This is a genomic window from uncultured Dokdonia sp. (genome assembly GCF_947492815.1).
Classification (GTDB): Bacteria; Bacteroidota; Bacteroidia; order Flavobacteriales; family Flavobacteriaceae; genus Dokdonia.
In genome coordinates, this window is sequence record NZ_CANLOB010000040.1 from 1 (window position 1) to 19,002 (window position 19,002).

The 19,002-nt window shown below is 34.1% G+C and carries 17 protein-coding genes; 4 read left to right on the plus strand and 13 right to left on the minus strand.

Going from position 1 to position 19,002, the window contains the following annotated elements; translation table 11 throughout:
• Nucleotides 1-52: 52 nt before the first annotated feature.
• From Q1A01_RS22310 to Q1A01_RS22365, 12 genes are all read right to left on the minus strand, one after another.
• Nucleotides 53-292 (minus strand): hypothetical protein, encoded by a 240-nt coding sequence (locus Q1A01_RS22310; protein ID WP_299685325.1) that lies wholly within the window; start codon nt 290-292, stop codon nt 53-55.
• 266 nt (nt 293-558) lie between these two features.
• Nucleotides 559-2,097: a VCBS repeat-containing protein gene (locus Q1A01_RS22315; RefSeq protein WP_299685327.1), complete on the minus strand. Its 1,539-nt coding sequence runs from the start codon at nt 2,095-2,097 to the stop codon at nt 559-561.
• A gap of 275 nt (nt 2,098-2,372) precedes the next feature.
• Entirely contained in the window at nt 2,373-3,023 is a 651-nt protein-coding gene (locus Q1A01_RS22320) for an alpha/beta fold hydrolase (RefSeq protein ID WP_299685329.1), read from the minus strand.
• A 77-nt stretch (nt 3,024-3,100) separates the two neighbouring features.
• Nucleotides 3,101-3,424 carry a hypothetical protein gene (locus Q1A01_RS22325; RefSeq protein ID WP_299685332.1) on the minus strand — a complete coding sequence of 108 codons (324 nt, stop codon included), beginning with the start codon at nt 3,422-3,424 and terminating at the stop codon, nt 3,101-3,103.
• Nucleotides 3,425-3,507: 83 nt separating this feature from the next.
• Nucleotides 3,508-3,831, minus strand: coding sequence for a hypothetical protein (locus Q1A01_RS22330; protein WP_299685335.1), 324 nt, complete (start codon nt 3,829-3,831; stop codon nt 3,508-3,510).
• 1 nt (nt 3,832) lies between these two features.
• Nucleotides 3,833-5,086, minus strand: a complete 1,254-nt coding sequence (locus Q1A01_RS22335; RefSeq protein ID WP_299685337.1) for a dihydroorotase — start codon at nt 5,084-5,086, stop codon at nt 3,833-3,835.
• Nucleotides 5,083-7,014: a BatA domain-containing protein gene (locus tag Q1A01_RS22340; protein WP_299685340.1), complete on the minus strand. Its 1,932-nt coding sequence runs from the start codon at nt 7,012-7,014 to the stop codon at nt 5,083-5,085. Before Q1A01_RS22340 ends, Q1A01_RS22335 begins: the two co-directional genes overlap by 4 nt.
• 338 nt (nt 7,015-7,352) lie before the next feature.
• Entirely contained in the window at nt 7,353-8,054 is a 702-nt protein-coding gene (locus Q1A01_RS22345; RefSeq protein WP_299685343.1) for a hypothetical protein, read from the minus strand.
• A gap of 422 nt (nt 8,055-8,476) precedes the next feature.
• Nucleotides 8,477-9,241 carry a TIGR02757 family protein gene (locus Q1A01_RS22350; RefSeq protein WP_299685346.1) on the minus strand — a complete coding sequence of 255 codons (765 nt, stop codon included), beginning with the start codon at nt 9,239-9,241 and terminating at the stop codon, nt 8,477-8,479.
• Nucleotides 9,234-10,940: a hypothetical protein gene (locus tag Q1A01_RS22355; protein WP_299685349.1), complete on the minus strand. Its 1,707-nt coding sequence runs from the start codon at nt 10,938-10,940 to the stop codon at nt 9,234-9,236. Before Q1A01_RS22355 ends, Q1A01_RS22350 begins: the two co-directional genes overlap by 8 nt.
• A gap of 1 nt (nt 10,941) precedes the next feature.
• Nucleotides 10,942-11,607: an ABC transporter ATP-binding protein gene (locus Q1A01_RS22360; protein WP_299685352.1), complete on the minus strand. Its 666-nt coding sequence runs from the start codon at nt 11,605-11,607 to the stop codon at nt 10,942-10,944.
• 60 nt (nt 11,608-11,667) lie between these two features.
• Nucleotides 11,668-14,106, minus strand: a complete 2,439-nt coding sequence (locus Q1A01_RS22365) for a DUF5916 domain-containing protein (RefSeq protein WP_299685355.1) — start codon at nt 14,104-14,106, stop codon at nt 11,668-11,670.
• Between the two features lie 185 nt (nt 14,107-14,291).
• Here Q1A01_RS22365 and folE point away from each other — a divergent pair, with 185 nt between their 5' ends.
• Both folE and Q1A01_RS22375 read left to right on the plus strand, forming a co-directional pair.
• On the plus strand, nt 14,292-14,888 hold the full coding sequence (gene folE, locus Q1A01_RS22370; RefSeq protein ID WP_299685358.1) for a GTP cyclohydrolase I FolE: 597 nt from the start codon (nt 14,292-14,294) through the stop codon (nt 14,886-14,888).
• 113 nt (nt 14,889-15,001) lie between these two features.
• Entirely contained in the window at nt 15,002-15,313 is a 312-nt protein-coding gene (locus Q1A01_RS22375) for a hypothetical protein (RefSeq protein ID WP_299685361.1), read from the plus strand.
• Here the strand turns inward: Q1A01_RS22375 and Q1A01_RS22380 are convergent.
• A complete protein-coding gene (locus tag Q1A01_RS22380; RefSeq protein ID WP_299685364.1) occupies nt 15,306-15,629 on the minus strand; it encodes a YbaB/EbfC family nucleoid-associated protein in 324 nt (107 codons plus the stop codon). The two genes, Q1A01_RS22375 and Q1A01_RS22380, sit on opposite strands and share 8 nt — an antisense overlap.
• Before the next feature lie 67 nt (nt 15,630-15,696).
• Here Q1A01_RS22380 and Q1A01_RS22385 point away from each other — a divergent pair, with 67 nt between their 5' ends.
• Nucleotides 15,697-17,832: a S9 family peptidase gene (locus Q1A01_RS22385; protein ID WP_299685367.1), complete on the plus strand. Its 2,136-nt coding sequence runs from the start codon at nt 15,697-15,699 to the stop codon at nt 17,830-17,832.
• A gap of 79 nt (nt 17,833-17,911) precedes the next feature.
• A complete protein-coding gene (locus tag Q1A01_RS22390; RefSeq protein WP_299685370.1) occupies nt 17,912-18,952 on the plus strand; it encodes a pyridoxal-phosphate dependent enzyme in 1,041 nt (346 codons plus the stop codon).
• Nucleotides 18,953-19,002: the final 50 nt, after the last annotated feature.

Consider the following 19,002-nt stretch of genomic DNA (forward strand, 5'->3'; position numbering starts at 1 on the left):
GACCACATCAAAGCTTAGACGGGTTAGCACCTAATAAATTTAATCAAAACTGTCAACGAATTAGGTAACCTTTACAGTCTCGATTGGTCTGAACCATATCTTCTCCTCCTACAAAGATAACTTGGAAATCAAATGGAGAAGGTGGTACAACAACTTCAGTGGCTTCCCAATTGGTCTCCACTGAGCGTTCAAAAACGCTTTGAGCAAATGTACTTGCTCCAACAACTGCAAATGCAGTAAAAAGTAATTTTTTCATGATACTGTTTTGATTAATTATGAGTTTATAAAACACCTTAAAATTATATCTAGCGTATTATGATAATTTGAAGTAGCTTTAAAGTATTTCTTTGTTTAATGTAAACAGTATTAAGCTTTTGTTAACCAAAATGCAGGATAATGGTGTTGTATGTTTACGAACTATTAACTAATCGAAACTTTATTATTTTTAAAAATGTAATGTGTTGATATTTATGTGTATAGTGTATTAGTCTTTGTCTAGTAAATAAAGTAGTAGGAATGAGTAGAGGAAGTATTACTATGAGAAAGAAGTATGATTACTTAATATAAAGTGTTCTCTAAAACAATAAATGGGATTCCTTTTTCCATCCATTGTTTTTCAATACCTGTTTTAGGAACTACTTCAAAGGCTAAAGAGCCTAGAATAAGGTCAATATCTCCATCGTTATCATAATCTGAACCGTCCATCACGACCCAACGCCCATCATTAACTTCTGAAAATGTGCTTAAAGAATAGACATTATTAGTATTTTCAAAATACACAAAACTTTCCTCTGGACTATGTACCCAATCTGGGAAAAAGGAAATGGCGGCGATATCAGTATCTCCATCTTCATCAAAATCTTCAGCAATAGCATTATAAGCACCGTTAAGATGCAGAAATACGCTTTCGCGAAAGCGGTTATGGCTATCATTTAAATAGACATAAACACCATGCCAAGGTTTCATTACAGGTTTGTAATCTGCATTATCGCCTGCGGTATAGATAATATCAAGAAATCCATCCTTATTGTAATCAATAAGATTGAAATAACTAGAACCCATAGATGGATGAAAATCTAATACACGTTCTCTTTGGAAATTGGCGGCACCGTCATTATAAAATATATCAATCCCTTCCGCGCCTTGCGCAAAAAGAGCTACAATATCTTCAAATCCGTCATTATTCATATCCTTAATATATGCCTTAATAGCTCCGGGTGTATTATGAAGTATCTCCTTAGAAAACGTGTTATCACCATTATTACGATGCAATGAAAGTGCGCCTGTCCATTTTCCAAATTCACAAATCACAATATCCATATCTCCATCATTATCCAAATCACTATAACTACTATGCACAGGACGTTGTAATTTTTTTATAGGGATACTAGCTCTTACACTTGAAGATTTGGGAAGAACCGCAATACTTCCTTTAGGCGCATCTGTAGGAGAGAAACTCCCCATAACCGTAAGCCAATAAGCTTCTGGAGAATCCTCTAACCAAACCGTACCTTCTTGTATCGTTCCACTTTGGAGCAATTCTAAGTCTTTTGAGAATAATGAAAAGCTACGGGTCATTGCATCTCCTAAATAAATCTTACCATCACTTGCAAATTTTACCATTGTACTACTGGGTATTTTTACTTTTTGGTTTGGAATACGTACTACAAATTGATTTAGATTTTTAGTAATGTTTTTAACAGGAAGGGTTTCTAATGCTTCAGGAGCATTTTCTAAGTAATATTTTTTTATCGCCAGCCAACTAGCACTATCTAGTTTCTGTGTAGCAGGGAAAAGATCTCTTTCGCGTACAATATTACCCCCAATACCTTTTTCAAATAAGGTTTCACGTTCTTCTGGATTTCCATATATCCCATACATGTATCCCATACGTGGTAACATATATTCTCTCCATGTTTCTTTATCTAATAACGCTGGCGCTGGATATTGATGACATGTGGCACAATATAATTCAGAAAGTGCTTTCCCACTAATCTCTGATGTTGTCACGGGTACTTCCTTTTGTAGGATAGGGCTTTCTTTACAAGATAATGTGAGCAACAAGATACTTATGAGGATATATGGTATTACTTTCATAGAATTGTAAAACTATGAAGCAATCATATTATAATAGTAAATGGAGTGTTACGTTTGAGTTATATCAAGATTAAGTTATCTGAATATGTGTCGTTAATTAAATATGACAAACGTATTATTTTTTACTGTTGTTGTCATGATTTTTCTTTAAGATCGTTTTTACATATGTAGCCTTAACAAATTTAATTTAGACGACATATAAGTCACTTTTATTGTTAAAGTCTGGTAATGAATAGTTGAAGATTTGTATTCAAATAGCTTCTATTTTATATAATTCATCTTTTTAACAACCACTCTTTGAATTCATAAAAATTAGTAGGGTGTACACCATGGCCTACAGGAAATTCGCTTAGGGTACTTTCAATTCCTAAATTGATGAGGTAGTTAGGAGTTTTACGAGCGGCATCAATAGGTATTACTTGATCTACCGTACCATGTGAGTTATAGATATTAAGGTGTGCATAAGAAGCTATCGACTGAAGATTTATAATCTCTTCATTAATATAGCCACTCAATCCAATGACATTCTTTACTTTTTCTGGGTAACTTAACGCTACAGCATAACTTAAAATAGTCCCTTGGCTAAAACCTAGTAATGTTACATTATAAGGATCCAAATCATATTCCTTGACAGCTTCTGTAATAAACTTAGTAATCAAATCTCTAGATACAATAGCAGCTTCATTATCTGATGTCTTTACGCCATCATGATCTATACTAATCGCATACCAAGCATTACCATAGGGTTGCATAGGAATAGGAGCTCTAGCTGAAATTATAAAATAGTGTTCTGGCAGTTCAGAAGCAAAACTGAATAAGTCGTTTTCATCACTTCCATATCCATGTAATAATAAGAGTAATGGTGCTTTTCCATCTATTTCCTTGGTAGGTTTTTGGATAATATGCTCTAAAGAAAGTGTGCTCATGGTATAGGAGTATACTAAAAAGATGTCATTACTTATGACATCTTACGGTTATAACTATAGTGTAAAAATAGGAAGAATTAGATACTTTTAAACCAATCTTGAAAAAACTTTCCAATGAAAGGAATTTCTAATTTATCTCCTTTCACAGCACCTACAAATCCTATAACCCAAAGTACAAAAGCAGCAAGCCATAATGTATTAATGATAATGCTAGGGAAATGAAATCTATGTAGTAATGAAATAGCAATCCCTATAAGTGAAAGCCCTACCATATTACGGATGTGGTAAGAAATATATTCGCTTTGTAAAGTATTGTTTTTAAAGATCCCTATAATAAGTCCAATAATGGTAAAATAGGTGATAATGGAAGTCGTTTTTTCGTCAGATGTTATTGTAGCCATACTCTTTGAGATTAAGTTGTACTTGATCTGACGTAAACTTTAAAAGAATGTTACGATAATTCTTATAGAATTACTTTCAATAACTACTTTGAAAACACTTTTTGGTAAAAGTTTCCAACAAGTGGAATAGGGCGCATATGTCCTTGAAATGCAGAGATAATACCATAAAGCCATAATACAAAGAATAAGACAAAAAAACCAGCAGAAGCGGCCCAACTATTTAACATGCTTAATGGAATCATCACCAGAAAATAACTTAATGTAAGTCCTAATGATTGTCTAATGTGAAAAGCTGCAAAAGGATTTTTTGGTGCGCTATTCATAGAATATGCAATAATTAATCCTACAAAAGTGATATAACTCCATGCTGCAGCAGGTTTTCCTTCAAAGATGGTATTTTGATCCATATTAGTTACGTACTAATTTTTGATTTGCAATAATTCCATACACGCTTCCTTTTAGTTTCGCACCTAAGAAACATGCATTTTTAGATTTTGATACGATATCTTGTTCACTAAATATAGAAGTTCCTTTTGTAGTAAATAAGGTAAGATTAGCTTCAGTACCTTCTTCTATAGTGATAGTTTCTTGTGTGAATCGCTCACGTCCATTGGTTAAAAGTTGTATCGCTTTTTTCTCACTTACTAAGGTGAGTAATGCTCCAAAGGTAGCTTCTTGTGCAATAGTACCAAAAGCAGCATTATCAAACTCAACATGTTTGCGTTCAATATCTAGTGGATTATGATCACTAGTCACCATATCGATGGTACCCTCTTTTATACCAGCGATTAAAGCATCTATATCTTCTTGTGTACGCAGTGGTGGTAGCACTTTAAAATTAGTGTTGAATTCTTCAAGGGCACTATCTGTATAAAATAAGTTGTGTATGGCAACACTACAACTTACATCTAGTCCTTTGTCTTTTGCTTCTTTAATAAGCGCTACAGAAGCAGCTGTAGAGATGGTTGGGATATGTAATTTTCCTCCAGTATACTCTAAAATATGAAGATCTCTTGCTATTTGTAAACTTTCTGCTATAGCGGGTATTCCTTTTAATCCTATACGGGTACTTACAATTCCTTCATTCATTTTACCTGGACCTGCTATTCTATTTTCTTGTGGAAAAGAAAGCACGAGTCCATTAAATCCTTGGGTATATTGTAAAGCAATTTTTAATAAATTAGGATTGACAACTGCACGTTGGTAATCTCCAAATGCGACCGCGCCCGATTGTTGCATATCATACAACTCAGCGAGATCCACACTTTCACTTTTTCGCGTAAGCGCACCTATAGGAAAAATACGTGAAGCGTATCCTTCACCCATTTTTGAAACAAAAGTTATATCGGCACTAGTATCTAAAATAGGATAGGTATTCGGATTTACAGCAATGCCCGTAAACCCACTTTTTGCAGCAACGGTAAGACCATTTTCAATAGTCTCTCGTTCTTCATATCCAGGCTGTCCTATACTCACACTACTATCAAACCATCCTTGAGATACATATAGATTTTCTTTTTCTATAAGTTGTTCTCCTTTTTCTTGTGATAAGTTCTGACCAATTAATCGAATCTTTCCATACTTAATACGAATGTCAACGGTAGTGCCGTGATGCGAACTTTTACTATCAATAATTGTGGCCGCTTTTATAAGTGCGTTCATTTAAAGAATTTTAAGATAAGCATTTCCATTAGGAGGAATAATAATGCAAAAATAACAAACCATTTCCAAAGCGATTGAATACTGTTTGCTTCTTTGAGAGTGTCAAATAAAGTGACTACAGAGGTATGATAACTTACGCCTTCTGTGGCTTGTATGTTTTGATAGCGTAATACACTTTCATCTCTATTGTAATTATAACTTATTTGCTGTAGAATACTATCCTTGTGTAATACATGATAAATTCCTGCATTTTCAGGTTGTTCTTGTGTTGTAATGCTTACCTTATTTCCAAACGTACGTTGTAGCGGAATCTGTGTTTTATCTGGAGTCTCTACATTGGCGAGTGATAAAATACCATCTTCTTGTAATAATGCCGGAATATCATAGGTATTTACAATACCATTTGTAAAATACAATGTAGGTAAAGATAAACTCTGTTTTGCCATATTGTATAACGTAGGAACAATAAGTGGCGAGTTTTGAAAATTAGAATTTGTTGTATTTAAACCACCTGAAATCGTATATACTTTATCTTTTCCTGTGATAAATGCACTGCCGTCTTCAAAGTTTAAAATTTCTTCTCCATTAGTAATGTTGAATCCATTACTTACAGAAGGGTATTGGAAGTTCTTGATACGATTATCAAAGACATTACGATACAAAGGGTGATCATAATTAATAGTAGTTACTAGACGACCATTTGTGGTGAGTTCTCCTATTTGTAAACCTCCTAATCGAGAAAGTAAAGTGGCATAATTAGCCGCTGCTGTATTCTCATTAAGAATACATAACACACTGCCTCCATTTGAAACAAAAGTTGTAAGTGCATTTACTAAAGCTAGCGAAGGTGTCTTCACTTCATTAATAATAATAAAGTTATAATCTGGGATTTTACTATAATCTAAAGATGTATGATCGGTAGCTGTATATGCAAACTCAGGAGTTGTATAGATACGAGATAAAAACTCTTGATCTCCTTCATTTATAGATAAAACTTTGATAGCTTGTACCGTATTATTATTAAAGTACAAGGTGTTATCAAAAGATAGCAACGGATCTTCTATTGTTAACTTCCCTTTAAAATCACTTTGGATATCAATGTCAAATTCCACTTGTGTTTCTGTAGCTTCATTAAAAGAAGCCGTAGCTTTAGCAATAAGCTGTTCGCCATTATAGAGTGATATAGGAACATTGGTCTCTCTGCGTTCCTGTGTAGAAAGTGTGGCTGTAAGTGATAGCCTATTCGTTTCAGATCGCGTAGGATACACAGAATCTATCACAATGTTATTTTCTATAACAGGGCGTACTTGCACATAATGTAGCGACACATCAGTGACATCAATATCATGTTGTTGCCCTTTATCTTGAAAATCTGAAATGACAATCAGTTGTTTTTCGGTAGCTGGATTTGAAGAAAATTCTTTTTGCGCTTTTAAACCAATTGCGCCAGGCGTCAATTGCTCGGCGGCATACCCAAGTTTTAATAGGGTATTCCGAGTGTTTTTTATCGAAATATCTCTATAGGTTTCTGTATTGGTCAGTAATGTAAAGGTTTCTTCTTCAGGAATATTTACGATGAGGTCTTGCAGCGCTTGTCTAAACAATTGCCCAGAAGGCCCTTTAGCTTGCATACTAAACGAATTATCTAGATACACAACCGTTTCTTTTTCTTTAGTGGCAGTGTCACTTTGCGTAAAGAAAGGTTGCGCAAAAGCCAATACCATCATAGCCATAAGGCCTAAACGCATTAATAAAACCAACCATTTTTTGATCGTATTACTCTTTCGAGTTTGAATGCTTATTTGTTTTAGAAATGCCACATTCGTAAAGTCCTCTTTCTGAAACTTACGAAGTTGAAATAAGTGAACGAGAATAGGAATAATCAGTAAAAATAGCGCGTAAAGTAATTCTGGATGTTTAAACTGCATTCCTCTAAAAAGGGTTTTGTCAAAAGTAGGAAAAAAAGAAATGTGTAGAAAAGGTTTAGGTCTATTTTAACCCGCATCATGCAATAGAAAATCTATTCCGTCTTGAAACTGCTGTAAAATATATCGTTGCACTACGTTTTTAAGCTTAACCATAGCGATGCTATGCTAAAACTCAGAAAACGTCATATTTCATTGCTGTTTCAACCCTCATCACGAAGTTCTATTGCATAATGCGGGTTTAAGAGTTGTGATTTTTTTACGCTCCTGCCTGCCGGCAAAGGCAGGTTCGCGAAAGCATACACAGGATGATTACCCAAATTAAATAGTTATGTGTATTTCTAATATTTACTTCTATCTGGTATCTGAATACCTGATAAATTAATGAGATAGTTGCAAGCATTATAAAAATCTCCCTTAATAGGAGACCAAACACTGATAGCTCTATAATCATTAGTATTAACACCTTCCATAATCCATTCAGCGCCATCAGTACCTAATGATTGTTTACGGCCTAAATCCATTTCCCAAAAATTAGCTTTTTCGATAAAAGCAACAAATGTATTCCATTCTTTTTCAGTGAATACTTTAATTCTTTGGGTTTCTATTTTGCCAGGGTCATATCCACCAGCGCCACTTAGAACTTTATAATGTAGGATATAAATGTCTCCTTTTTTTTCAAATCTAAAAGTCATAGGTTTATGAAAACTTCTTAGCCAAGTAAATCTATAAATTTCCCTATTTATTCTTTTATTAAACAGAAGCGGCTCTTTCATTGCGTGAAGGTGTGTAGAATACCAACTTATAATAAAATCATCATAACTGCCTTTTTTTATCTTAGTTTTAGTTTCACCTTCTGTATCAATCCAGTCTGCTATAACTTCAGGAAATACTTCTTTAGGAAAGTAGTATTGTCTTGAATTTATAGGCACATTTAAACTATCTACTTCAATAGAAGTATCTATAAAACTATCAATTGATTGAGAAAAACTATATTGAATAACAAAGAATAGTATAAAACAAAATCGTAATTGCTTTTTCATTTAATTATTAAAGTTAATTTCAATCTTAACCAATAATCATACCTAAAGAATTCATTTTATGTAATCAGAATGAAAAATGATTTAACAACTAACAACTAACAACTAATAGCTATTTAAAACCCTTCAAAAGTACCTAATCCAAAAATATAAAGTCATCTCGACGGTAGGAGAGATCACACAAGTAGCTCAGTTTCGATTTTGATTTCAGTTTCGATTTCAGAATGCTTACTGTTGTGCGATTTCTCGTCATTCGTACCTCATTCTTTCGAAATGACTTTTAGTCTTGACTCTTGACTCCTGTAGCGAAGCGATCCTGAGTCCTTTTCACACTTCGACTAGGCACTTCGGCAAGCTCAGTGTGATACTCAGGATAAACTCTAGCGAAAATCTCTACCGACTACCAGCTAAAGACTACCAGCTACTCAAAACCCCTCAAAAGCGCCTAATCCAAAAAGCGCAAAGTCATATTTTACAGGGTCATTTGGGTCTAATTTTCGTAGAGAAGCATCCAATTCTGCAAGGGATTTGGCATCATTTTGCTTTCGCGAAAGCAAACCTAACTTTCTCCCCACATTACCTGTATGGACATCTAACGGACAAGATAATAGGGAAGGAGAAATATGCTTCCAAATCCCAAAATCGACGCCAGCTTTGGCATCACGAACCATCCAACGTAAGAACATATTGATACGTTTTGCTGCCGATTTACGTAAAGGATCACTCACGTGTTTTTGTGTACGCTGTTGATGAGGTACTTCAAAAAACACCTTTTTAAAATGAGAAATCGCAGGTTGTAATCCTTCTTTGGTGATGCCTGAAGCAAACAGTGCTTCGAGTCCGTTGTGATGGTGATAAATGTTTTGAAGTGCTCTGATAAAAGTTTCTAGATCGGTGGCATTAAAGGTGCGATGCACGAAACCTTCAAAACGCTCTGCTTGATCTGGATGATAGTTAAGAATAAACTCATGAGGTTCGTTTCCCATAATTTCCATGAGTTTAGTGGCATTGGTAATAATGCTTTTTCGATTTCCCCAAGCAATGGTAGCCGTTAAAAAAGCAGCAATCTCGATATCTTCTTTTTTCTCAAACCGATGCGGAATCTGAATAGGATCATGTGGAATAAAATCCGGACGTTCATATTGTACTGCTTTTTCGTCTAGAAAAATCTTAAGTTCTTTTTTATTCATTTTTTTGATCAAACGTATAGGAATAGAAGCCGTCTTTTAAATGCTCGGTGCGCAATTGTGGTACCGACCTAAAATAGGCTTTAAAATCATTGAGTTGTTGTAATTGAATACAAGGGAGTTCGCAATCACCTGTTGCCCAAAAGAAGTCAATATTTGTTGGGGTGTTGATTTTTAAATTTCCTTCTTGGTGTGTTGTATAGGTAGCTTGCGTATATTTTGTTTGTGGGTGTGGTTGTAAGATATATTCAGGTGAAAAAACACTTAGGCTTAATTGAAATTCGTTTTGAGTGAGTGCATTTAAATTAAACGGAATAAACAAAGGAATGGTAATTGCTATGGTTGCTGCTGTAAGTCCTAACTTAATAATGATTTCCTTTTTAATACAAACCGCTATGATTGTAAGTATTATGATGATGAAAAATCCTAGGAAAAATCGATATTGTGGAGATGTAAGCCATAAAAAAAGAAGTTGTAATACGCTTACAATATATAGGATATATAATGGTTTTTTAAACCTACTTTTTCGTATGCACGCTGGAAAAATGAGTAGTGCTACACACATGGATACATTGAATAATCCATGCAGTTTGGGAAGTCTAAACCAATGAATAATTCGTTGTAGTAACGTACTATTCTCATACTGTTCTGGTGTTAAGAAAAAGGCATAATGTTTTGTGGTTTCTACTAAATATTCCTGAAGATTTATAGGCATAGTCCAATCTACATCTGTAAGCCTAAAACTAGCAATAGGGTATAGCGGATATCCAGAGATAATACTATTTTTAATCATAAATAGTATAAAAGTAATTCCAGATATAAGTGAGAGTTTTAGATAATCTTGCTTTAGTACTCTTTTATTTTTTACATATAATACAATAGGAAATATAAGTAAGAATACTGCTGTTACTTTTATAAAAATGGCAAAAACTCCCAAGAGGAATAAAGAACTGTAGTCAGTTTTTTTGCTAAAAGTATACTGCGATACAAACTCTCCAAAAATAAGTAGTGTAAGTATATAGATAGGTAAATCTGGAGATGGTGTGCTTATAAACTGAAATAAAAATACATTGAAAATGGGAAATAACCCGATGATTAATAAGTGTTTTTCTTTTTGTTTAAAGTAATTCCCTAATCTATCTAATGCATATAGATTTCCTAAAACAAGATAAAATCCATTGATGTCATTAAAATAAGAAGTGAACATATCTAGATTTAAGGCACTTTGTAAAACATGCCATCCAGAGTTTTGAGCTAAGAAAAAATGAAAATTTGCTAAGCCTTTTACAAAACCAAAATGATCAAGCCATTTGATGGTTTGTATGTAATAGGATTCGTTATCTAAAATATACGGAGCACTTGCGCATTGTGCTAAGGCAAATAGGCTAATGACGATCCATATGATTTTAAGATAGGAGGGGAGTGTTCTTATTTTCGCTTTAAGCGAAACCAAAAAAAGCTTGTATGCAGTATATTTCCATATGCCTAATCCTACGGTAACCAGTAGGAGGAATCCTTCAAAAGAAATATCTAAACCATTAAAAATAGCCCAACAACTAGCGATGAGTACAATGGCAAATCCTCCTAAAAAGAAGGTGATGATGGGATGGTGTTTGTCTAATCTTAAAATGTCCTGAAATGACACACCTACAATACTCGTGATCAAAAATAGATAACACCAGTATGTAAGAATAGCAATCATATTATTCGGTTACAAAAGAACCATCTACCATGGTTAATTTACGATCGGCCATATTTGCGAGTTCTTCATTGTGAGTAACAATGACTAATGTTTGCCCGAAGGTATCACGAAGCTTAAAAAATAATTCGTGAAGGTTTTCTGCGCTTTCTGTATCGAGATTGCCAGAGGGTTCATCAGCAAGAATAAGTGATGGTTTATTCATGAGTGCTCTTGCGACTGCCACACGTTGTTGCTCTCCTCCAGAGAGTTCGTTAGGTTTGTGATCGTATCGATGTGATAATCCGAGAAAATCTAATAATTCTTTGGCTCTTTTCTCTGCTTCGGCTTTTGAAGTTTTTGCGATGTAGGCAGGAATACACACATTTTCTAATGCGGAAAACTCGGGTAATAATTGGTGAAATTGAAAGATAAAGCCAATGTGTTTATTTCTAAACTGACTGAGTTCTTTTGGCGAAAGCCTAAATAAAGGTTGATTATTTATTTCTAAATGTGTGCCTTCTTTAAAATTAGGTCTGTCTAGTGTTCCTAATATTTGTAATAGCGTAGTTTTTCCAGCACCACTAGGTCCTACAATAGAAACAACTTCTCCTTTTTTTATCTCTAAGGATACGTCTTTAAGTACCTGAAGATTACCATATGATTTTGAAATATGTTTTGCTGTTACCATACTATCTATTTACGAAGTGAAAGTACTACAATATATGACAAGAAGCAATGGAGAGATCGATTAAGACGTCTTTTTAAAGATGGTTTTAATATTGTTATAATCTATAAAATACGTAACACGTAGCGACACTGTATGTTGTACTGGTTGATCAAAAAGATTACCGAGACTTTCTGTGTAACTTAATTGCGACTGCTCATCACTATTAAAAATTTGATTTCTATAAAGTAACGTTGCCTCACTTCCTGGGGCAAATCGCCATCTGAAACTTAAATCCATATTCCAAATATTGAAATTGGTATTAGGATCTCTTCGCACTGTCGTATCGTAATCGTCTATTTCTGTTCTTGAACCATCATCATTCAAAATAAAATACACATTACTACTATGGTCTGCAACACTCCAGAAATTACGTAAACGTAAATCAATGGCTTTGAATGGATCAAAGTTATAACTTGCCGTGATGGTATTTTCAAAAGAAGTAACATCTCTAAGGCCTAAAAATACTTCGGTGTCTGTATTATCTACCCAACCAAAATTCTTTTTACGGGTACTATAATCTGAAGAAAGGATTAAAAGGAATTTGTCTGAAAAACGATATCTTGGAGAGAAATTGATATTGTAATTTACTTGCTCTTGATTACCAAACCATACACGTGTATTTGCTCGTAAATCAAATGCAAATTTCTTTCTAAAGTCGGTTGAAATAAAACCACCGCCTCCCCAATTGGGTTCAAAAACAACAAATCTTCCTTCAACTCTAGGTTCGAAATAATCATTATTTCGAGAGTTATAGTCTGTATTTGCTCCAAATGCAAAACGCTTTTGTGTGAAGAAAAAAGAATTAAGGCGTATGCTATTTCTAGTTTGCACACTTGGTCTGTAAAGGCGTCTGTGTCTTGCTGTTAGGTCTATACGGTATCCATTAAACCTTCCTTTAGGTTGTATGAGCTCATAAGAACCGCCAATTGTAAAATTATTAAAGTTATTCCTGAAATTAAGCCCCAAGTCGTTGATGTCTAATGTGGTATTTGCAAAATCGTGTCCAAAACGATAACGCCATTGCCCTTTAATTTTTCTAAAATCAAATTCAGATTGAAAACCAGAGCTAAGTCCTTCTGGGGTACGTACATTACTAAAAATACCACGTCCTGAGGCTCTATAATTATTTCCTTTATCTGCTATATCAAATACAGCTCCTGTTACATTTGCGTCTCTAAAACGACTTCCACTACGTATTACACTTGTATTGATAAGTGATACAGATGAGTTTTGATTAAACTGTTGATCTAGTACAAATACATTATAGTTGGTAAGGGGTTCTATACGTTCTTCTCTTGATATTCCTGTAACGGTATCACGTATAGTTGCAAAAGTGTTTTCTCCTATAGAATTTAAAAACCCTACACCAAGTCCTTTCCGAGTACGTCCAGAGATCTTTACAGAATTAATGAGTTTTACATTACCAGGTTGATCTATAATTTCTTCATTTTCGGCAAGATCTCCAACACTTCCTGTTGGATTACCTCCGATACGCCTTGAAAAGAAAATACGCCCTTTTTGAAATAGGTCAATTCCTTCGGTGAAAAATGGTCTGTTCTCGCTAAAGGTCTGTTCAAAAGGTCCTAAGTTTAAACGTACAGCATCAAAGGCTACCTGACCAAAATCAGGAATCAATTGTGCGTCTAACGTAAAGCTATCGCTTAGTCCATATTTGATGTCTAATCCTCCTGCAAAATCTGTTTCACTCTCTCCATCTAATGTTACGGTTTGCGCTTGCGCGAAAGGAAAAAATGTCAAACGAACGGGTGGATCAATATTTTCTACTCCTTTTACAGTGCCATTATATTGTGTGTCTCTACCTACGCCACGTTCTATGCGATTCCAAGTATGTGTTTCATTTCTACGTAAAAGTCTACGGTAAAAGTTGACACTCCAATTTTGAACGTCTATTTCAGGAAAACGTAACGCATTATATGGAATACGGTATTCTGCATACCATCCTTTATCATCACGAGAGACTCTACATTGAAAAACAACATTAAAACCAAAATCACGATCATTTTGAGTAACTCGTTGATCACCTATGGTGCCTGCGCTAGTGACGTAAAAACGTGTTTCATTAATACCATCATTATAGGTGTTAAGCGCTACCACAAAATTATCTGCCTGAGCAAAGACTTCATCTCTTTGAGAAAATTGGCTAGGAATAGAGTCTGGTGCTGGGTCATACATATATGCTGCGATATAAACAGCTTTGTCATCGTATGCCATTTTAATTTCTGTACGAAAATCATTTTCAATGACTCCTTCATTGCCAGGTTCAAACATATTGAAGTCTCCATAAGTGGTGAGTTCTCCCCAGATAGCATCGTCTAATATTCCGTCTATTTTTGGAGGTGTGTTTATTCTGGTAGCGGTAAGTTCTTTAGTTTGACCTACTGCAGATTGTTGAAAGAAAATTATAAATAGCAATAAAAAAATAGACACCCCCTTGAACATACAAGTACTTTTGTTGAAGTTGCAAATCTAAAGGTGTATACAGGATCATAATACTAATTAAAAGTTAAAAAGAAACTGTGTTTAGTTAACAAAAAAAGGATATTTATATTAATGTTATTTTTGTAAAAAAATAGCTGCTTTAATTAAACAAGATAATTAAAGATAATTGCTGAATAAAGAAAGTTATGCCATATAGGAAGTTTGAAGAGTACAATATAGAAGTTACAGAAAGTGTCAAGAAGAATTTTGAATCTATTATTGATGATTTAGGGGAAGACACTTCTAGAGAAGGAATCATAAAAACTCCAGAAAGAGCTGCTAAAGCAATGCAATACCTTACTTCTGGATATGAAATGGATGCTGCTGCTATTTTAAAAGGTGCTATGTTTAAAGAAGAATATGATGATATGGTCATTGTAAAAGATATAGAGTTATATTCATTATGTGAACATCATATGTTGCCTTTTTTTGGGAAAGCACACATTGCGTATATTCCTAATGGTCATATCGTTGGATTAAGTAAATTACCTCGTATTGTAGATGTGTTTGCAAGACGCTTGCAAGTACAAGAACGACTAACACATGATATTTTAGAGTGTATAAATAACACATTAAAACCTAAAGGTGTTGCAGTAGTTATAGAAGCATCACATATGTGTATGATGATGCGAGGTGTACAAAAACAAAACTCTACAACGACTACCTCTGGTTTTAGAGGGCAATTTGAAAAAATTGAAACCCGAACAGAGTTTCTTAAATTAATAAGCTCTGACTTATCATAAATTTTTACAGTTAAAATAGTTCATATAGTTACGCTCAAATAGTAACGGTAATTTGTTTTAATTATACTTGGCATACCAATTGCTCATACAAAATTGTTATATTTAGTACAATTATGAGTAAATACAAATTATTGATTATAGGCCTAGTGATAGACGCGATAGGCATTTTAACTTCAACAGCTTTTTTTGGAGTGGGTGATTTTGCAGATATTGTATGGGCACCATTTAGCGCTTGGATCATGACCAAGATGTATAAAGGAAATGCAGGTAAAATTGCAGGAGCCGCTACTTTTATTGAAGAGTTACTGCCAGTTACAGATATTATTCCTTCGTTTACATTAATGTGGTTATACACCTATGTGTTTAGTAAAAAAGCAGTAGATACTAAGAAAGAAGAAGAAAGTGATATCATCGATATCACTTAAATAAATCCATGCCAGGTATATTAGGAATTCCTTCTTTTGCAACGGCACCCATTTCTGTATCGTGTATGTTTTGAGCTTTTTCTAATGCTTTATTAAGTGTTAAAATGAGGTAATCTTCTAGTTGTTCTTTGTCTTGTAAAAGATTTTCAGATACTTCTATCTCTTTAATACGTCCATTTGCAGTAGCAGTAATTTTAAGAAGACCATCGTTTGATTGTTCATCCACAAGTACCGTTTTAAGCCGTTCTTTAGTAGCTTCAGCTTTTGCTTTTGCTTCTTGTAATTTACCCATAAGGCCCATCATATCTCCAAACATATTTTTAAATTTTAAAATGATTGGTACAAATTTATTAAATTGACGGTTCTGAATCTATGAATAAAGTATGAAAAAAATAGTTCCCCTATTAATACTTACCCTTATTTTTGTAAGTAGTTGTAATAAAAAAAACACAAGAAATTTGGCAAAAAACAGTACTCCCCCAAAAGCAGAAAAGAAACCAGTTAATTTAGAAAAACACGGAGATATAAGAGTAGATGACTATTTCTGGATGAATGAGAGAGATCATCCTGAAGTGATAGATTATCTTGAACGCGAAAATGATTATTACAATAAACTTACCGAACATACCAAAGAATTTCAAACAGTATTGTTTGAAGAAATGAAAGGACGTATTAAGGAAGATGATGCCTCGGTTCCATACAAAAGAAACGGCTATTGGTATTACACACGTTATGAAACTGGAAAAGGGTATCCACTTTTTTGCAGAAAAAAAGATTCTTTAGATACTAAAGAGATTGTTCTTTTTGATAATAATGTAATGGCAGAAGGGCAATCCTATTTTAATCAAGCTGGCTATTCAATTTCAGAAGATAATAAAATGGCTGCTTTTGGAGTAGACCTTGTAAGTAGACGTAAATACACGATCCAATTTAAAAATCTTGAAACGGGAGAACTTCTTGATGAAAAAATAGAAAATACGACAGGGAGAGCTGTTTGGACAAATGATAATAAAACCGTGTATTATACACGAAAAGATGAGGAAACACTGCGCTCCAATCAAATATTTAAGCATGTCTTAGGAACTTCTCCTGAAGAAGATGAATTAGTGTTTCAAGAAGATGATGAGACCTTCAATACGTTTGTTTACAAAACAAAATCAAGAAAGTTTATTGTTATAGGTTCTAGTAGTACACTCACTTCTGAATATCAATTTACGACAGCCGAAAATAGCGATAGTGATTTTACGATGTTACAAAAGAGAGAAAGAGGTTTAGAGTATAGTATAGCCCATTATGGAGAAGATTTCTATATCCTTACCAATATGGACAATGCTACCAATTTTAAGCTTATGAAAACCTCAGAAACAGCTACAGAAAAAGAAAATTGGACGGAAGTAATACCACATAGGGACGACGTATTACTAGAAGATGTAGATATCTTTAAAGACTTTTTAGTGGTAAGTGAGCGTGCTAATGGTCTTAATAAAATACGTATCACACGTTGGGATGGAACAGTAGATTACTACTTGCCTTTTGATAATGAAACCTATACAGCATATACGGGTACTAATTTAGATTTTGATACAGACATACTCAGATATGGATATAACGCTTTAAGTACACCTAGCTCTGTGATTGATTTTAATATGGTCACAAAAGAGAAAGAAGTAAAAAAAGAACAGGAGGTTTTAGGCGGAAAGTTTAAAAAAGAAAATTATATCATGGAGCGTATATGGGCTACTGCCAGAGATGGTATTAAAGTTCCAGTCTCTATTATTTATCATAAAAACACAAAGAAAAACGGAAAAGCACCGCTTTTACAATATGCATATGGTAGTTATGGAAGTACGATAGATCCTTCGTTTTCAAGCATACGATTAAGTTTACTTGATCGCGGATTCATCTATGCAATTGCACATGTAAGAGGTGGTGAATACTTAGGAAGACCATGGTATGAAGATGGAAAACTACTTAAAAAGAAAAATACGTTCACAGACTTTATCGATGTTTCTAAGCATTTGATAGCAAATGACTTTACTTCCGAAGAGCATTTATATGCATCTGGAGGATCGGCAGGAGGTCTTTTAATAGGCAGTGTGATAAATATGGCACCAGAATTGTATAATGGTGTAATAGCAGCAGTTCCTTTTGTAGATGTAGTAACGACAATGTTAGATGATTCTATTCCTCTTACGACAGGTGAATATGATGAATGGGGGAATCCTAATGTAAAAGAGTATTATGAGTACATGAAAAGTTATAGTCCATATGATAACGCTTTCGCGAAAGCGTACCCAAATATATTTGTGACTACTGGCTATCATGATAGCCAAGTACAATATTGGGAACCAGCAAAATGGGTTGCGAAACTAAGAGAGTATAATACAAGTGATAACCAAATTCTATTTTACTGTGATATGGATGCAGGTCATGGAGGAGCTTCTGGGAGATTTGAAGCCTTAAAAGAAATTGCAAAAGATTATGCATTCTTATTAGATTTGGAAAATATCAATAAATAATTAAAAAAATATAGTACTTTTGTGCCGATTTGAGTATTGATTTTAACCAGAAATAAACTCAACATCTAACCTAATTTTTATGGCTGATCAACTTCATGTTTACGATAATGTATTGCAACTCATAGGTAATACACCACTTATCAAGCTGAATAGAATTACTAAAGATTTTGAAGGAGACTTTTACGCTAAAGTAGAAGCCTTTAATCCAGGTCACTCTTCAAAAGATCGTATTGCACTTCATATATTAGAAGAAGCAGAACGTAGTGGAGTATTGAAACCTGGAGATACTATTATAGAGACAACCTCGGGTAATACAGGGTTTAGTATTGCTATGGTAAGTATCATTAAAGGATACGAATGTATTTTAGCTGTAAGCTCAAAATCTTCTCCAGATAAGATAGACGCTCTTAAAGCAATGGGAGCAAAAGTATATGTATGCCCAGCAAATGTAAGTGCAGACGATCCTCGTTCTTATTATAGCGTTGCAAAACGTTTACACGAAGAGACAAAAGGTTCTGTGTATATCAATCAATATTTTAATGAGTCTAATATAGATGCTCATTTTAATACAACAGGTCCAGAAATTTGGAACCAAACAGAAGGAGAAATAACACATCTTATTGCTTGTAGTGGTACAGGTGGTACTATATCTGGTACTGCTAGATTTCTAAAATCAAAAAATCCTAATATTAAAATTATTGGTATAGATGCCTATGGATCTGTGATTCAAAAGTATCATGCAACACGTGAGTTTGATGCTAGTGAAATTTATCCTTACAGAATAGAAGGATTAGGGAAAAACTTAATTCCTACAGCTACAGATTTTGATGTTATAGACTCATTTGTGAAAGTGTCAGATGAGAGTGCAGCACATTCTGCAAGAGAAATAGCGCAAACTGAAGGTTTATTTGTAGGATATACAAGTGGAGCAGCTATTCAAGGTTTAAAACAATTGGAAGCAGAAGGAGCTTTTGATAGCAATAGTAAAGTAGTAGTCATATTTCCAGATCATGGAAGCCGATATATGAGTAAAGTTTTCAGTGATAAGTGGATGCGTGATCAAGGTTTCTTTGATAGTGAACACAATGAAGAAGTACAAACAATAGAATATATTAAGTAATATACGTGATGTATATGATATAGTAAAAACTCCTGCGTTTACGTAGGAGT

What these genes read in the sequence shown, in the direction of transcription:
- Q1A01_RS22360 (WP_299685352.1), bottom strand. Translation starts at nt 11,607, where the DNA reads ATGGTAACAGCAAAACATATTTCAAAATCATATGGTAATCTTCAGGTA.
- Q1A01_RS22375 (WP_299685361.1), top strand. Translation starts at nt 15,002, where the DNA reads ATGAGTAAATACAAATTATTGATTATAGGCCTAGTGATAGACGCGATA.
- Q1A01_RS22340 (WP_299685340.1), bottom strand. Translation starts at nt 7,014, where the DNA reads ATGCAGTTTAAACATCCAGAATTACTTTACGCGCTATTTTTACTGATT.
- Q1A01_RS22320 (WP_299685329.1), bottom strand. Translation starts at nt 3,023, where the DNA reads ATGAGCACACTTTCTTTAGAGCATATTATCCAAAAACCTACCAAGGAA.
- folE (WP_299685358.1), top strand. Translation starts at nt 14,292, where the DNA reads ATGCCATATAGGAAGTTTGAAGAGTACAATATAGAAGTTACAGAAAGT.
- Q1A01_RS22315 (WP_299685327.1), bottom strand. Translation starts at nt 2,097, where the DNA reads ATGAAAGTAATACCATATATCCTCATAAGTATCTTGTTGCTCACATTA.
- Q1A01_RS22325 (WP_299685332.1), bottom strand. Translation starts at nt 3,424, where the DNA reads ATGGCTACAATAACATCTGACGAAAAAACGACTTCCATTATCACCTAT.
- Q1A01_RS22350 (WP_299685346.1), bottom strand. Translation starts at nt 9,241, where the DNA reads ATGAATAAAAAAGAACTTAAGATTTTTCTAGACGAAAAAGCAGTACAA.
- Q1A01_RS22355 (WP_299685349.1), bottom strand. Translation starts at nt 10,940, where the DNA reads ATGATTGCTATTCTTACATACTGGTGTTATCTATTTTTGATCACGAGT.
- Q1A01_RS22380 (WP_299685364.1), bottom strand. Translation starts at nt 15,629, where the DNA reads ATGTTTGGAGATATGATGGGCCTTATGGGTAAATTACAAGAAGCAAAA.
- Q1A01_RS22330 (WP_299685335.1), bottom strand. Translation starts at nt 3,831, where the DNA reads ATGGATCAAAATACCATCTTTGAAGGAAAACCTGCTGCAGCATGGAGT.
- Q1A01_RS22345 (WP_299685343.1), bottom strand. Translation starts at nt 8,054, where the DNA reads ATGAAAAAGCAATTACGATTTTGTTTTATACTATTCTTTGTTATTCAA.
- Q1A01_RS22390 (WP_299685370.1), top strand. Translation starts at nt 17,912, where the DNA reads ATGGCTGATCAACTTCATGTTTACGATAATGTATTGCAACTCATAGGT.
- Q1A01_RS22335 (WP_299685337.1), bottom strand. Translation starts at nt 5,086, where the DNA reads ATGAACGCACTTATAAAAGCGGCCACAATTATTGATAGTAAAAGTTCG.
- Q1A01_RS22365 (WP_299685355.1), bottom strand. Translation starts at nt 14,106, where the DNA reads ATGTTCAAGGGGGTGTCTATTTTTTTATTGCTATTTATAATTTTCTTT.
- Q1A01_RS22385 (WP_299685367.1), top strand. Translation starts at nt 15,697, where the DNA reads ATGAAAAAAATAGTTCCCCTATTAATACTTACCCTTATTTTTGTAAGT.